We start from the raw sequence: 15126 nt of genomic DNA on the forward strand, positions 1-15126 counted from the left end.
CATGGGAACGCGACGCGACGTGCTCGGCGGGATCGGCGCCGGGGTAGTGGCCAGTGCGCTCGGCGGATCGGCGGCGGCGGCCCCCAAGCGCAAGCTCGGCTATGCGGTGGTCGGCCTCGGCTATTACGCCACCCAGCAGATCCTGCCCAACCTCAAGGACTGCGAGTTCGCCGAGCTCAAGGCGCTGGTGAGCGGCACGCCCGCCAAGCTGGCGAAATATGGCGCCGAGTACGGCATCCCGAAGACGCACCAGTACAGCTACGAGACGTACGACCGGATACGCGACAATCCGGACATCGATATCGTCTATGTCGTGCTGCCCAACTCGATGCACGCCGAATACACGATCCGCGCCCACCAGGCCGGCAAGCATGTGATGTGCGAGAAGCCGATGGCGGTGTCGGTCGCCGAATGCCAGGCGATGATCGCGGCCGCCAAGAAGGCCGGCAAGAAGCTGATGATCGGCTATCGCTGCCATTTCGAGCCGTACAATCTGAAGGCGATCGAGACGGTGAAGTCCGGCGCGCTCGGCAAGCCGACGCTGATCTTCGCCGAGCATGGCTTCTATGCGTCGCCGGACCAGTGGCGGCTCGACAGGGCGCTGTCCGGCGGCGGATCGATGATGGACATCGGCATCTACAGCCTCAACGCCGCGCGCTATCTCTCCGGCGAGGAGCCGGTCGAGGTCAGCGCGATGGAGTTTACCGATCGCAGCGATCCGCGCTTCAAGACGGTGGAGGACCGGATCGACTGGCAGTTCCGCTTCCCCAGCGGGCTGATCGCCGATTGCGTCTCCAGCTACAGCTCGAACCATAATCATTACCGCGTCACCGGCCGGAAGGGGTGGGTCGAGCTGGAGCCCGCCACCAATTACGAGGGGCAGGAAATGTGGACCCGGCTGGACGGCAAGCGCGAGCAGGTGGTGCTGCCCAAGCCGGCCAAGAACCAGTTCGTCCGCCAGCTCGACCATCTGCCCGAATGCATCCTGAGCGGGCGCGAGCCCATCGTCTCGGGCGAGGAAGGCCTGCGCGACATGCGGCTGATCGAGGCGATCTACCGCGCGGCGCGCGAACACCGGGCGATCCCGCTGGCATGAAGCGCCGCGATGTACTGGCGGCAGGCGCGGTGCTGGCCGCGTCTGCCTGGACCCCGCTCGCCCGCGCCGCCCGGCCGCTCGGCGCCGACCACCGCGCCCGCATCCAGGCGCTGATCGGCCAGATGACGCTGGCCGAAAAGGTCGGGCAGATGAACCAGATCGCCGGGGGGCGGCAGAAATCGCTCAACTCGAAGCTCGACGCGGCGATGCTCGACCGGGTGCGCAAGGGCGAGATGGGCGCGTTCCTCCACGTCGCCGGCGCCGAGCCGCTGCGCGACCTGCAGCGGGTGGCCGTCGAGGAATCGCGGCTCAAGATCCCGCTGCTGTTCGCGATGGACGTGATCCATGGCTATCGCACGATCCTGCCGGTGCCGATGGCACTGGCGGCGAGCTGGGACCCCGAGGTTGCCGAGCAGGCGGCGCGGATCGCGGCGGAAGAGGCCTGGGCGGCGGGGCTGCACTGGACCTTCACGCCCATGGTCGACATCGCGCGCGATCCGCGCTGGGGCCGGGTGGTCGAGGGCGCGGGCGAGGATGCCTATCTGGGCAGCCGCATCGCCGAGGCGCAGGTCGCCGGCTTCCAGGGCGCCGATTTGGCCAAGGGCATGCGGATGATTGCCTGCGCCAAGCATTTCGTCGGGTACGGCGCGGCGGAAGGCGGCCGGGACTATGACAGCGCGGAAGTGGGGCCCCGGACGCTCAACGAAGTCTATCTGCCGCCCTTCCATGCGGCATCACGGGCCGGCGCGGGCAGCTTCATGACCGCGTTCAACGCGCTCGACGGCGTGCCGATGACCGCGAACGCCGATCTGGTCCGCGGCTTCCTGCGCGCCCAGTGGCACTATCAGGGGCTGGTCGTGAGCGACTGGAACGCGATCCGCGAGCTGGTCAACCACGGCATCGCCGCCGATGCGCGCGAGGCCGCGGTGCTCGCGCTCAAGGCGGGCGTCGACATGGACATGGCGAGCGGCAGCTACGCGACCTACCTCGCCGAAGCCGCGACGGCCGATGCCAGCCTCGTGCCGCTGATCGACGAAGCAGTGGGGCGCATCCTCGCCACCAAGGCGCGGCTGGGGCTGTTCGACGATCCCTATGGCTTCGGCGATCCGGCGCGCGACAAGGCGCCGCTGCGGCGGAGCGAGGCGCGCGACCTCGCCAAGCGCTCGGTGGTGCTGCTGCGCAACGACGGTGCGGTGCTGCCGCTCAAGGCGGGCGCCAAGCTCGCGCTGATCGGCGCGCTGGCGGACGATGCGTCCTCGGCGATCGGTTCGTGGCGCGCGCGGGGGCAGGCGACTGACGCAGTGACGCTCAAGGCGGCGCTGGCGGGTGCCGAGTATCAGTCGGGCACCGATGTCGCCGCCGCCGTCGAGGCGGCGAAGCGCGCCGATGTGGTGCTGGTCGCGCTCGGCGAGGACTATGACCGCACCGGCGAGGCGCGCAGCTATGCGGAGATCGGACTTCCCGACGGTCAGGCGGCCCTGCTCGAGGCGCTGAAGGGCACCGGCAAGCCGATCGTCGCGATCCTGATGGGCGGCCGTCCGCTCGCGCTCGAACGCGAGCTGGCCGGCGTGCCTGCCGTGCTGCAGACTTGGCTGCTCGGCATCGAGAGCGGCCCCGCCATCGCCGAGATCCTCACCGGCAAGGCCGCCCCCGGCGGTCGCCTGCCGATCGGCATGCCGCGCCGCACCGGCCAGTCGCCGCAGAGCTATGCCCATCTCCCCACCGGCCGCCCGGCCAATCCCGATCTCGCGGTGGACAGTGCGCGCTATCACGATACCGAGATCGGCCCGCTCTTCGCCTTCGGCCACGGCCTGACCTATGGCGAGATTGCCTATGGCCCCCTGACGCTCGGCGCCGAGACGCTCGCGCCCGGCGGCCGCATCACCGCCTCGGTGCAGGTCACCAATCGCGGCACGATGGCGGTCGAGGAGGTGGTGCAGCTCTACGCCAACGATCCCGTCGCTTCGGTCTCGCGGCCGGTGGCGGAGCTGCGGGGCTTTGCCCGTATCACCCTCAAGCCCGGGCAGACGCGCACCGTGCGCTTCACCCTCACCCCCGAGCAGTTCGCCTTCTGGCGCGATGGCAAATGGATCGTCGAGGCAGGCGAGATCCGGCTGATGGCCGGCGCCTCCTCGGCCGATCTGAAGAGCGAAGCTAGGTTCCGTATCACCGCAGGCGCCGAAGGGCAGGTGCCCGCTGCCTCGCTTGCCACCAGGGTGGAGGTCGCGTGATGGGCGAGCCCTGGCATACGCTGCTCATCGTCGCCGGCAGCATCGCGACGGTGATCCTGCTGGTGCTGCGCCTCAAGCTCCAGCCCTTCGTCGCGCTGCTGCTGGTGGCGCTGGCGACCGGCCTCGTCTTCGGCAACGATCCGCAGGCGGTGATCGCCGCGATCAAGAAGGGCACGGGCGACGCACTCGGCTCGGTCGCGGTGGTGATCGGGCTCGGCGCGGTGCTGGGCGGGATGCTCGAAGCCTCGGGCGGCGTGCAGGCGATCGCGCGGCGGCTGCTCGATTGGTTCGGCGAGAAGCGGGTGCCCTGGGCGCTCACCGCGATCGGCATCGTCGTCGGCGTGCCGCTGTTCTTCGACGTCGCCTTCATCATCCTTGCGCCCTTGCTCACCACGCTGGCGGTGCGGGCCGAGCGGCGGATCACCTACTTCGCGCTGCCGCTCCTTGCCGGGCTGATGACGATGCACGCGCTGCTTCCGCCGCATCCGGGGCCGGTCGCCGTCGCCGAGCTGCTCCACACCGACTATGGCCGGATGGCGCTCTATGGCCTGATCTGCGGCATCCCCTCGGCGATCCTCGCGGGGCCGGTCTTCGCCAAGCTCGCCCATGGCGCGCCCGGCCACGGCGCGATCGGCGCGCCGCCGATGCTCGACGAAGGTGCGCCGCAGACCGGGGCGGTCGGCTTCGGCCCCGCGCTCGCCGCGATGCTGCTGCCGCTGGCGCTGATCCTGATCGGCACCGTCGCCAGCGAGGCGATGGCGCCGGGGCCGGCGCGCACGGCGCTGGTGTTCCTCGGCCACCCCTTCACCGCGCTGATGCTCGCGGTGCTGGGCGCGATGGCATGGCTGCGCTTCAAGGCGGGGGCGGGGTTCGAGACGCTCTCGAAGATCAGCACCCGCGCGCTGGAGCCGGCCGGGCTGATGGTGCTGATCATCGGTGCGGGCGCGGCCTACAAGGAAGTGCTGATCGATTCGGGCGCGGGCAAGCAGATCACCCTGGCGGTGCAGGCGGCGCAGGTCTCGATTCCGGTCTTCGCCTTCCTGCTCGCAGCATTCGTCCGGGTGGCGCAGGGCTCGGCCACGGTCTCGATGGTCACCGCCGCCGGGCTCGCCGCGCCGCTGATCACCGCGGCCGGGTTGGGGCCGGACCGGATCGCGCTGGTCACTGTCGCGATCGGTGCGGGCGCGACGGTGGCGAGCCATGTCAACGACACCGGCTTCTGGCTGGTGAAGCAATATCTCGGCCTCACCGAGGCGCAGACCTTTCGCAGCTGGACCATCGGTGCCACCATCGCCGGATTGACCAGTTTCGGCATGGCGCTGCTGCTGTGGCCGTTCGTCTGAGAGGATGCTGACCATGATCGCCACCACCCGCCGCACCCTGCTGGGCGGTATGGCCGCGCTGCCGCTGTTGCCCGGCATCGCGCATGCGGCGGGCGAGGGCACGATCACCCGGTTCGATCCGGAACTCGATACGCTGCTCGATGTCGAGTCGCCGCTCGAGGCGATCGCCAGCGGCATCCAATGGGCCGAAGGGCCGGTGTGGATCCGCGACGGCGCGGTGACCGGCGGCGCCTCGGGCGGGGCGAGCGCGTTCGATCGCAGCTATCTGCTCTTCTCCGATCCGCCGGCGAACATCGCCTATCGCTGGGACGGCAAGGAGACCAAGCCGTTCCTCGTCCCCTCGGGCCTCGCCGGGCCGATCCCCAAGGGCGTGCGCGAGGCGGGATCGAACGGCATGATCCAGGGCCGCAAGGGCGAACTGCTGATGGCCGACAGCGGTACGCGCGCGATTGCCGCGGTCGACCTGGAGACCAAGCAGAAGACGATCCTCGCCGGCAAATACGAGGGCAAGCGGTTCAACAGCTGCAACGATCTGGTGCAGGCGAAGAACGGCGCGATCTATTTCACCGATCCGCCCTATGGCTTCACCGAGGGCGACGAGTCGCCGCTCAAGGAGCTGCCGTTCAACGGCGTCTACCGGCTCGATCCCAACGGCACGGTGCACCTGATCGAATCGAAGCTGACGCGGCCGAACGGAATCGGCCTGTCGCCGGACCAGCGCACGCTCTACGTGTCGGTATCGGATGATGCGGCGCTGTTCACCTGGGCCTACAGCCTGGGCGAGGACGGGCTGGCGACCGGGCGCACGCTGTTCCTCGACCACCGTGCCGCCGCCGCCCGGGGTCTGCAGGGGCATCCCGACGGGATGAAGGTGGCGGCGAGCGGGCATCTCTATGCCAGCGGCCCCGGCGGCATCTACGTCGTGGCACCGGATGGACGCCGCCTGGGCCTGATCTCCACCGGCAAGAAGGCGGCGAATTGCTGCTTCGGCGAGGATGGCAGGACGCTGTTCATCACCTCCAGCGACCAGGTGTTCCGCCTGCGGCTGCGCGCCTCCGGCTGGTAAGCCGGGCCGCCGCTGCGTAGAGCCGGGGCAATGTCGCACGTCGAAGCCATTCCCGCTGCCACCGTCGTCGTGATGCGCGAGGGCGGCGGCGGGGCACCCGAACTGCTGATGGTCGAGCGTTCTCGCGCGATGTCCTTCGCGGGCGGCGCGCTGGTGTTTCCCGGCGGGCGGATCGATCCCGGCGACCACCTGCTCACCGACCGCCACGAAGACGCCGCCGCGCGAGTCGCCGCGATCCGCGAGACGATCGAGGAAGCCGGGCTGGCGCTCGGGCTGGACTGCGACGCCGCGACGCTCGCCGCGCTGCGCGACGACCTCCACGCCGGGACGCCCTTCGCGCAGCTGCTCGCGGGCGCCGGACTTGTCCTCGACCTGGACGTGCTGGTGCCCTTCGCGCGCTGGCTGCCCTATGGCCTGCCGCACCGCGTGTTCGATACCCGCTTCTACCTCGCCCGCGCGCCGCAAGGCGCCGCACCGCTCGTCGACGGCAGCGAGAATGTCCGGCTGTGCTGGATCACCGCGCAAGGCGCGCTCGATGCGGCGGATCGCGGCGAGGCGATGCTGATCTATCCCACCCGTCGCAACCTGGAACGGCTCGCGCTGTTCGACGGTTTCGAGTCGGCGATGGCCCAAGCTCGCCGATTTCCGATCGAGACGATCACGCCGTTCGTCGAGTCGCGCGGCGGCGTCGACTGGCTCTGCATTCCCGAAGGGCTGGGCTACCCCGTCACCGCCGAACGGATGGACCGCGCGGTGCGGGCGTGAAGGCACTGAAGCAGACGCTCTGGGTGCTGCTCGTCTTCGCGCTGATCGCTGGCGGCGCGCTGCTGTTGCTGCTATGGACGCGCAGCCGCCCGCAGGACGTACCCTGGACGCCGCTCGACCTGTCGCAGCCGATCGGCGCCTTCACCGGTCGCAAGCTGGCAGGACTCGGCACCGACGATGGCCAGTGCCGGGCGCTGCTCACCCGGGCGGGCGTTCACTACGAGAAGCTGGCCCCGGTCGAGCGGCAGGGCGAATGCGGCTATGCGAACGGCGTGCGGTTCACCGGCGGCGGATCGCGGACGATCGGCTTCAGCCCGGGGCTGGGCACGGCCTGTCCGGTCGCGGCGGGGCTGGCGCTATGGGAGTGGAACATCGTCCAGCCCGAGGCCCAGAAGCAGTTCGGATCCCGCGTCGTGCGGATCGAGCATTTCGGCAGCTATTCGTGCCGCCGCATGTATGGCCGCACCACCGGCGACTGGAGCGAGCATGCCCGCGCCAATGCCGTCGACATCGCCGCGTTCGTCCTGGCGGACGGACGGCGGATCAGCGTGCTGAACGACTGGAAGGGGGAAGGCGACAAGGCCGTCTTCCTGCGCGCGGTGCGGGACGGCGCGTGCCGGCTGTTCGCGACGGTGCTGTCGCCCGACTATAACGCCGCCCACCGCGACCACCTCCATCTCGACCAGGCTGCACGCGGCGAGATGGGGTGGCGGGCCTGCCGCTGACGCCTTTTGGCGCCTTCTCGCTGCCTCCCAACCGTCACCCCGGCGAAAGCCGGGGTCCATTGGGGTCTTCGTATCGGCTCTTGCTGTGAAGGGGAGGCGAATGGATCCCGGCTTTCGCCGGGATGACGGGATGAAGCAGCGCGCATTCCCGTCAGCGCATCCCCGTCTCAGTTCGGCAGCGCGTTGGTGTCGATCTTCTCGACCCATTGCGGGAAGAAGCTCGGCTGGCGATTCGACCAGCCCGAGGCGGTCGCCGCGGCTTCGCTGATCGACTGGAGCAGCTTGCGGCGCAGGTCCGGATGGAGGTGCGGCAGCGCCGAGGCCGAGCAGAACGCCGCCGGCAGCCATGGCCGCACTTCCGCGCCGAGCAGCCGCTCGTAGAGGAAGCGATAGGCCGAGAAGCTGGTCAGCCGGCCCTGGCCGAGATCGAAGGCGGAAAGCGTCACCAGCGGCGCCATGAACGGCTCGATCGCATTGAGATCGCTGTCGTTCGGCAGCAGCGCGCGGATATCACCGAGGCGCTCGTAGACGCGTGCCTGGGCGCGGATGCTGGCGGCCTCGACCACGTCGCGCGACCAGCGCGAGAGGGCGTCATCGCGCTCCAGCCCCACGTCGAGCGACCGGCGCACATAGCGCTGGGTCGCCGCGGTGAAGCCCGCAAATTCCTTCATCTCTGCCAGCGTCATCGCGCCTTCGGCCGGTTTTGCTCGTGCAGCCATCTCGTCGTCTCCCGATCGGTTCCTTCTCGACCCGTGGGAGGGATCATGCTCCGTACTGGTTAACGCAGAGCTTAATGACCCCCTCCGTATCCCCACGAGGCATTGGAACCTAAATCCTGCTGCGACGCAACATGGGTTTGCGACGAGTTGATGAGGCTGCGCATTCCTCCATAGGTCGCTGATATACCTTCGTATTTTCCCGTAGGCGGGTACGTTTGCACCATAATGGGCAATCGGTTGTCCCTTGCGGGGCAAGGCGCCCTGAAACGAAGGTTCCCGCCGTTCACAAACGGTTCAGCGCACCTCGTCGGCGCATTCCAACGGTTCGTCGGATCGGCGTGCCGAGGGGCTGTACGAGCGTCCTATAGTTTGGCTAGCAACCCTCAACCGCTTCGTTTCTGACCGGGGGGTCCAAAACTTGTTCACGCGTTTTGCAGTGCGTTTCGCGCTGATGGCGTTCTGCGCCCTGATGACCACGGCCCCCGCCCAGGCGAAGGCGCCCTTCTGGCAGTGCGTGACCTTCGCGCGCCAGGCGACCGGTGTCGATCTCCACGGCAACGCCTGGACCTGGTGGGACCAGGCCGCCGGCCGCTACCAGCGCGGCGAGACCCCGAAGGTCGGCGCGGTGATGTCGTTCCAGCGCACCGCCCGCATGCCGATGGGCCATGTCGCGATGGTGTCGCAGGTGATCAGCGATCGCGAAGTGCTGCTGACCCACGCCAACTGGTCGACCCCCGGCGCGATCGAGCGCGACGTCCGCGCCGTCGACGTTTCGGCCAAGGGCGACTGGAGCGAAGTCCGCGTGTGGTACGGCCGCACTGCCGGCCTCGGCACCTCGAGCTATCCGGTCAACGGCTTCATCTATCCGGGTTCGGCGCCGGCGACCGACTGGGCCAATGTCCAGGTCGCCGCTCTCAGCCTGCCGACGCTCAGCTTCTCCAACTGATCCGGCTGCCGCGCATCACGCCCTGGGCGTGAAACGCAGCGCCACCCCGTTCATGCAATAGCGCTTGCCGGTCGGCTTGGGCCCGTCGTCGAAGACATGGCCGAGATGCCCGCCGCAGCGGCGGCACAGCACTTCGGTGCGCTCCATCCCCAGGCTGCGATCGCTCCGCGTCAACACCGCATTGGCGAGCGGCTGGTAGAAGCTCGGCCAGCCGGTGCCGCTGTCGAACTTGGTCGCCGAATCGAACAGCGGCAGGGCGCAGCCCGCGCAGCCGAACACGCCCTTGCGATGCTCCTTGTTGAGCGGGCTGGTGAAGGGATATTCCGTTCCGCCGTTGCGCAGCACGTTATAGGCGGCCGGCCCCAGCTTCTTCTTCCACGCCGCGTCGCTCAGCTTGAACGGGAAGTCGGGCAGCGGCGCGGCGGGGGCGTTGCTGCACGCGAACAGCGGCAGGAGAGCGGCGCCCGCGCCGGCGGCGGCGAGCAACTGGCGGCGATCGATCGGCATGGTGGACCTCGTGGACATGTGGGGTTCGATATAGGTTCGGGCCAGCCGGCCGAAAGGTTGCGAACGTCCGCGAATTTTCTTCAACGCATATGCGGCAGCCAGCCCCGGCGGCGGACCTCGGGCAGATAGGTCGCGCTGACCGGCACCGCGCTGCCATCCGCCAGTTGCAGCAGCCAGCGTCGCCCCTCGCGCCGAGCGCCGGTCACCGCCTGCGCGGCGACCCACGCGCCGCGATGCACCTGCGCGCCGTCGAGTGCGGCGAGTTCCGCCAGCGCGTCGCCGAAGCGGTAATGGTGCAGCCCGCCGCCCCCGTGGGCGCGGATGCGGCAATAATGGTCCTCGGCCTCCACCGCGAGCAGGGCGTCCGGCGCTATGCGGGCGCGGGCAAGAAGGCATGGCGCTGCCGTGCCAAACGCTGTCGCTTCTGCGTTCCCCTCCCGCTCGCGGGAGGGGCTAGGGGAGGGGATGGCCTCAGCGGAGTCCGGCGCTCCCACATCAGCCCCTCCCCCGACCCCTCCCGCAAGCGGGCGGGGTGCGCTGGCTGCCGGGCGCATCGCCCGTACGGTCGCTACGCATACCGTCAGCGCCATCAGCCCGATCGCTGCGGCATTGGCCCACACTAGTCCCGGCATCGCCACCGTGCCGACGCCCACCGCTGCCGCGCTCCAGCCGATCTCCGCCGGCAGCGGCAGGTTGAGCAGCACGGTGCCGATCACCGCAACCCGCGGCCAGTCCTGCGGCTTACGCACGAACCACGCGAACAGCAGCTGCCATTTGACCGCGTTCCACCCCATCAGCAGCAGCCAGAAGCCCGCGCGCTGCGGCAGCGGCAGGCTGTCGGTACGGAAGCCGCCGGTCACGATCATCAGCCCGGCGATTCCCGCGCAGGCGATCCACAGCAGCGGAAAGCCCGGCAGCCGCCCGCGTGTCGATTTCACGAAGCGCCGCGCTGGTTTCGCGAAATCGCCCTTGTCGCGGGGCGATGCGCGGCGAAGCACGGGGGCGAGGATCGCGGGCATGGCGGCAGGCTGCCACTGCGCGCGTTCCCGGACAATCCTTGTTGGGGGAGCAGGAATCCGATGCGCCGTTTCGTCATGCTGCTTCTGGCCATCGCGGCACCGATGGCCGTCACAACCGCCGCCCGCGCCCAGGCGGCCGACACCGCCGCGATCGCCGCGCAGCAGGCGGCGCTGAAGAAGCTCGACTGGATGCGCGGCCTCTGGCGCGGCACGGCCGAGACGATGACGCCCGCCGGCCCGCGCAAGATGATCCAGACCGAACGGATCGGCAGCATGCTCGACGGCACGCTGCTGGTGATCGAGGGCAAATCCTATGGCGCGGACGGCACCGCGCCCTTCCACGCCTTTGCCGTGCTCTCGTACGACCAGGCGTCCCAGAAATACACGCTTGCCAGCCATGCCCAGGGCCGCGCCGGCGCCTTTCCCTTCGCCCTCACCGATACCGGCTACACCTGGGAGACCCCGGCCGGGCCGAACGCGGTGGTGCGCTACACCGCCACCTTCGCCGGCGGCAGCTACACCGAAGTCGGCGACTATGTGATGCAGGGCCAGCCGCCGCGCCGCTTCTTCACGATGACGCTGAAGCGGGTCGGCGATACCGACTGGCCTGCGGCGGGCGGCATGCCGAAGGATTGATTTCCCGGCGCCACTGTCACAAGGCTGCAAAGCTTTTGTCACAGGGGGTGGAGAGCAGGTTCGGCGGGGCGCCGGGCAGGCTCGCACGCCGGGAGTCGTTTCGAATGTCATCTATCGCCAAGGCGCCGAAGAACGATGCGGTTCGCGGTGCGGTGCACCGCCACGAGCATCTTTCGAAGGAAGGTATCCTCGAACGCGCCTTCACCTTCGCGTTCCGCGGCTTGGTCTATGCCCAGATCTGGGAAGACCCGGTGATCGACATGGAAGCGCTGCAGATCACGCCGGACAGCCACATCGTCACGATCGCCTCGGGCGGCTGCAACGTGTTCTCCTACCTGACGGCGAACCCGGCCAAGATCACTGCGGTGGACTTGAACCCGGCGCATATCGCGCTCAACAAGCTCAAGCAGCAGGCGGCGCTCCGCCTGCCGGACTATGAGTCCTTCCACCGCTTCTTCGGCCTCGCCAACCGGCCGGAGAATGTCGACGCCTACAAGACCTATCTGCGTGGCAGCCTCGACGAGACCTCGCGCGCTTATTGGGAAGGCCGCGCGCCCAACGGCGTGCGGCGGATCAACGGCTTCAAGACCGGCTTCTATCGCCAGGGCCTGCTCGGCCGGCTGATCGGCTTCGTCCACTGGCTGGCGCATCGCTACGGCATCGATCCCAAGGAGATCCTGCAGGCCAAGTCGATCGAGGAGCAGCGCGAGATCTTCGAGACGCGCTTCGCGCCCTTCTTCGACAAGAAGCTGCTGCGCTGGATGGTCGATCAGCCCGCCGCGCTGTTCGGCTTCGGCATCCCGCCGGCGCAATATGACCTGCTCAAGGTCGACGACAACGAGGGCATCACCGGCGCGCTGCGCAGCCGCCTGCGCAAGCTGGCCTGCGACTTCGACCTCAAGGACAATTTCTACGCCTGGCAGGCGTTCGGCCGCGGCTATGGCGAGCATGAGGGCGCGCCGCTGCCGCCCTATCTCGAGCGCAAGAACTACGAGCTCGTGCGCGACCGCGCCGACCGCGTCGAGATCCGCCACACCAACTATGCCGATTATCTCGAGTCGATGCCGGCCCAGTCGCTCGATCGCTACATCCTGCTCGATGCGCAGGACTGGATGACCGACGAGCAGCTGACCCGCATCTGGACCGAGATCACTCGCACCGCTAAGCCCGGCGCGCGCGTGCTCTACCGCACCGCCGCGGTGCCGGACGTGGTGCGCGGCCACATCCCCGACGAGCTGATGAATCAGTGGCAGTATGAGGACCAGGCCAAGCTCGACGACTGGACCCGCCGTGACCGTTCCTCGGTGTACGGCGCGACCCATGTCTGGACGCTGAAGCCGCACGCATGAGCGGGAACGCCGGGGCGGGCGACCAGAAGGGGCTGATGGATGCGACCTATGCGCTCCATCGCCACTTCTACGATCTCACGCGCAAATTCTATCTGCTCGGCCGCGACCGGCTGATCCGCGAACTCGCGCCGCCCCCCGGTGGCACGGTGCTGGAGGTCGGCTGCGGCACCGCGCGCAACCTGATCGTCGCCGCCAGGCGCTGGCCGAACGCCCGCTTCCACGGCTTCGACATCAGCGAGGCGATGCTGGATACCGCGCGCAAGTCGGTGGCGAAGCATGGCCTCTCGGACAAGATCACGCTGGCGCAGGGCGATGCCGGTGCGTTCGACGTGGGCGCGCTGTTCGGGCTGGAGCAGGTCGACCGCGTGTTCATGAGCTACACGCTGTCGATGATCCCGCCCTGGCGGCAAGCCATCGCCCTGGGCGCCAAGGCGCTGGCGCCGGGCGGGAGCCTGCATATCGTCGATTTCGGCCAGTATGAGCGCCTGCCGGGTTTCGCCAAGCGCTTCCACTTCAAGGAACTGAACGCCTTCCACGTCTATCCGCGGGCAGACTTGCGCGAAGTGGTGGAGGCGATCGCCGCCGAGCAGGGGTTGGCGGCGGAATTCCGCTCGTCGCTGCGCGGCTATACATGGAGCGCGGTGCTACGGCGACTGGCCTGATGCTGGCGCCTGGTTTGGCCAGGTGGTAGATTACCCATCATGAACCAGCCCTTCCGACTTTCGGAGCTTCAGGAGCCGTGCGTCGCCTTCACGGCCGCCGATTTCGAACGGATGCTGAAGCTGGGTGCGTTCGCTAATATGCGCGCCGAGCTGGTGGGGGGAGCGCTCGTAAAGATGATGCCGGCACTGCCAGGTCATGGCGAGCGAAACGCGACCCTCGTCTTGCAGCTGCATGCGACGTTCGGCGGGAAGCCGCTCGCGATCGCTACCGATCTCGCGATACGGATCGACGAACTCAGCGTCCGGGCGGCGGACATCGCCGTTTATCCCAAGACGCTGGAAGCGAACGCCGTGCCGAGCGGGGCGAATATTCTTCTAGCCGTCGAGATCGCGGATACAACGGTTGCGCGCGACCTTGGCGAGAAGCTCGCCGATTACGGGAGAGCGGGTGTCGCGCAGTACTGGGTCGTCGATTCGGCGGCGCGGATTGTTCACGTCATGGGCTCCCCCAAGGTGGATGGGGGATACGTCGACCGTCAGGTCGTGCGCTTCGGCGATCCGATCTCCGTTCCTTGGTCGGACGCTATTGTAATCCTCGACTGACGGGCCTCACGCCGCCCGCCGAAGCTCCAGCCGTCCCCAGATCTCGACCAGCGCGTCGACCAGCTCGCGCATCATCGCCTCGTCGTGCGCCGGGCCGGGGGTGAAGCGCAGCCGCTCGGTGCCGCGGGGCACCGTGGGATAGTTGATCGGCTGCACGTACACGCCGTATTCGGCGAGCAGCACGTCGCTGATCTTCTTGGCCTTGACCGGATCGCCGACCATCAGCGGCACGATATGCGTGGTCGACGGCAGCACCGGCAGCCCGGCATCGGCCATCAGCCGCTTGAGCGTCGCCGCGGCGGCCTGCTGGCCCTCGCGCTCGACGCTCGAGGCCTTGAGGTGCCGCACGCTCGCCAGCGCGCCGGCGACCAGCACCGGCGACAGCGAGGTAGTGAAGATGAAGCCCGGCGCATAGCTGCGGATCACGTCGATGATCACCTGATCGGCGGCGATATAGCCGCCCATCACCCCGAACGCCTTGCCCAGCGTGCCCTCGATGATCGTCAACCGGTGGGCGAGCCCCTCGCGGTCCGAGATGCCGCCGCCGCGCGGGCCGTACATGCCCACCGCATGGACCTCGTCGAGATAGGTCAGCGCATTGTACTTGTCCGCCAGGTCGCAGATTGCGGCGATCGGCGCGATGTCGGCGTCCATCGAATAGACGCTCTCGAACGCGATCAGCTTCGGGACCGAGGGATCGTCGGCGGCGAGCAGTTCCTCGAGATGGGCGACATCGTTGTGGCGCCAGACGCGCTTCTCGCAGCCCGAATTGCGGATGCCGGCGATCATCGAGGCGTGGTTGAGCTCGTCCGAATAGATGATGCAGCCCGGCATCACCTTGGCGAGCGTCGCCAGCGTCGCCTCGTTCGAGACATAGCCCGAGGTGAACAGCAGCGCGTTTTCCTTGCCGTGCAGGTCGGCCAGCTCGCGCTCGAGATCGATGTGATAGTGGGTGTTGCCGCCGATGTTGCGCGTGCCGCCCGAGCCCGCGCCGACATCGTGCAGCGCCTCTTCCATCGCCGCGATCACCTTGGGGTGCTGCCCCATCGCGAGGTAATCGTTCGAGCACCACACCGTGATCGGCTTCGGCCCGTTATGCCCGGCGAAGCAGCGCGCATTGGGGAACATGCCCTTGTTGCGCAGGATGTCGATGAAGACGCGGTAGCGCCCCTCGGCGTGCAGGCGATCGATCGCCTGGGTGAACACGCGCGAATAGTCGACTGCCCGTGCATCAACTGGCCGTGCGTCAACTGCCTTTGCGTCAACTGGGCGTGCGTCGACCTGTGTGGCCCGGCGCGCTTCGCTGCTCTCGCTCATCATGCGAGGCGACTTAGCCTGCTAACCCACGTTTTTCCAGCGCATTTGGTCGATCACAGTGCCTCGGGATCGGCAAAACCCTGCGCACGCAGGTGGTTGCCGATCCTCGCCTCGCGCGTACCCAGCCGGGTGAACACCAGCC

The 15126-nt window shown here is 68.4% G+C and carries 15 protein-coding genes; 11 read left to right on the forward strand and 4 right to left on the reverse strand.

The genetic code is table 11. The features are described from left to right. The first annotated feature begins 1 nt into the window (after position 1). From QZ814_RS16315 to QZ814_RS16340, 6 genes are read left to right on the forward strand one after another with little or no spacing between them, the layout of a single operon-like run. Complete coding sequence (locus QZ814_RS16315) at positions 2-1096, forward strand: Gfo/Idh/MocA family oxidoreductase (RefSeq protein ID WP_294334317.1); 1095 nt, start codon at positions 2-4, stop codon at positions 1094-1096. Next, a complete protein-coding gene (locus tag QZ814_RS16320) occupies positions 1093-3327 on the forward strand; it encodes a glycoside hydrolase family 3 N-terminal domain-containing protein (RefSeq protein ID WP_294334318.1) in 2235 nt (744 codons plus the stop codon). Before QZ814_RS16315 ends, QZ814_RS16320 begins: the two co-directional genes overlap by 4 nt. Further along, complete coding sequence (locus tag QZ814_RS16325; protein WP_294334319.1) at positions 3327-4670, forward strand: gluconate:H+ symporter; 1344 nt, start codon at positions 3327-3329, stop codon at positions 4668-4670. The genes QZ814_RS16320 and QZ814_RS16325 overlap by 1 nt, the downstream gene beginning before the upstream one ends. Before the next feature lie 13 nt (positions 4671-4683). Further along, a complete protein-coding gene (locus tag QZ814_RS16330; protein WP_294334320.1) occupies positions 4684-5736 on the forward strand; it encodes an SMP-30/gluconolactonase/LRE family protein in 1053 nt (350 codons plus the stop codon). 30 nt (positions 5737-5766) lie between these two features. Continuing rightward, positions 5767-6501: an NUDIX domain-containing protein gene (locus QZ814_RS16335; protein ID WP_294334321.1), complete on the forward strand. Its 735-nt coding sequence runs from the start codon at positions 5767-5769 to the stop codon at positions 6499-6501. Next, positions 6498-7226, forward strand: a complete 729-nt coding sequence (locus QZ814_RS16340; protein WP_294334322.1) for an extensin family protein — start codon at positions 6498-6500, stop codon at positions 7224-7226. The genes QZ814_RS16335 and QZ814_RS16340 overlap by 4 nt, the downstream gene beginning before the upstream one ends. Positions 7227-7393: 167 nt before the next feature. Here QZ814_RS16340 and QZ814_RS16345 read toward each other — a convergent pair whose 3' ends face one another. Next, positions 7394-7945 carry a hypothetical protein gene (locus QZ814_RS16345; RefSeq protein ID WP_294334323.1) on the reverse strand — a complete coding sequence of 184 codons (552 nt, stop codon included), beginning with the start codon at positions 7943-7945 and terminating at the stop codon, positions 7394-7396. Between the two features lie 469 nt (positions 7946-8414). Here QZ814_RS16345 and QZ814_RS16350 point away from each other — a divergent pair, with 469 nt between their 5' ends. Then, positions 8415-8891: a CHAP domain-containing protein gene (locus QZ814_RS16350; protein WP_294334324.1), complete on the forward strand. Its 477-nt coding sequence runs from the start codon at positions 8415-8417 to the stop codon at positions 8889-8891. A 15-nt stretch (positions 8892-8906) separates the two neighbouring features. Here QZ814_RS16350 and msrB read toward each other — a convergent pair whose 3' ends face one another. Beyond that, positions 8907-9416, reverse strand: coding sequence for a peptide-methionine (R)-S-oxide reductase MsrB (gene msrB / locus QZ814_RS16355; RefSeq protein ID WP_294334325.1), 510 nt, complete (start codon positions 9414-9416; stop codon positions 8907-8909). 62 nt (positions 9417-9478) lie between these two features. Then, a complete protein-coding gene (locus tag QZ814_RS16360; RefSeq protein ID WP_294334326.1) occupies positions 9479-10417 on the reverse strand; it encodes a LytTR family DNA-binding domain-containing protein in 939 nt (312 codons plus the stop codon). A 60-nt stretch (positions 10418-10477) separates the two neighbouring features. Between QZ814_RS16360 and QZ814_RS16365 the strand changes: the two genes are divergently transcribed. From QZ814_RS16365 to QZ814_RS16380, 4 genes are all read left to right on the forward strand, one after another. Further along, on the forward strand, positions 10478-11053 hold the full coding sequence (locus QZ814_RS16365; protein WP_294334327.1) for a DUF1579 domain-containing protein: 576 nt from the start codon (positions 10478-10480) through the stop codon (positions 11051-11053). Between the two features lie 104 nt (positions 11054-11157). Beyond that, a complete protein-coding gene (locus QZ814_RS16370) occupies positions 11158-12402 on the forward strand; it encodes a DUF3419 family protein (RefSeq protein WP_294334328.1) in 1245 nt (414 codons plus the stop codon). Then, on the forward strand, positions 12399-13064 hold the full coding sequence (locus QZ814_RS16375; RefSeq protein ID WP_294334329.1) for a class I SAM-dependent methyltransferase: 666 nt from the start codon (positions 12399-12401) through the stop codon (positions 13062-13064). Before QZ814_RS16370 ends, QZ814_RS16375 begins: the two co-directional genes overlap by 4 nt. Positions 13065-13103: 39 nt before the next feature. After that, entirely contained in the window at positions 13104-13667 is a 564-nt protein-coding gene (locus tag QZ814_RS16380) for a Uma2 family endonuclease (RefSeq protein WP_294334330.1), read from the forward strand. 6 nt (positions 13668-13673) lie between these two features. Here QZ814_RS16380 and hemA read toward each other — a convergent pair whose 3' ends face one another. Then, positions 13674-14987: a 5-aminolevulinate synthase gene (gene hemA / locus QZ814_RS16385; RefSeq protein ID WP_294334331.1), complete on the reverse strand. Its 1314-nt coding sequence runs from the start codon at positions 14985-14987 to the stop codon at positions 13674-13676. Between the last annotated feature and the right edge of the window lie 139 nt (positions 14988-15126).

The organism is uncultured Sphingomonas sp., from assembly GCF_913777625.1.
Classification (GTDB): Bacteria; Pseudomonadota; Alphaproteobacteria; order Sphingomonadales; family Sphingomonadaceae; genus Sphingomonas.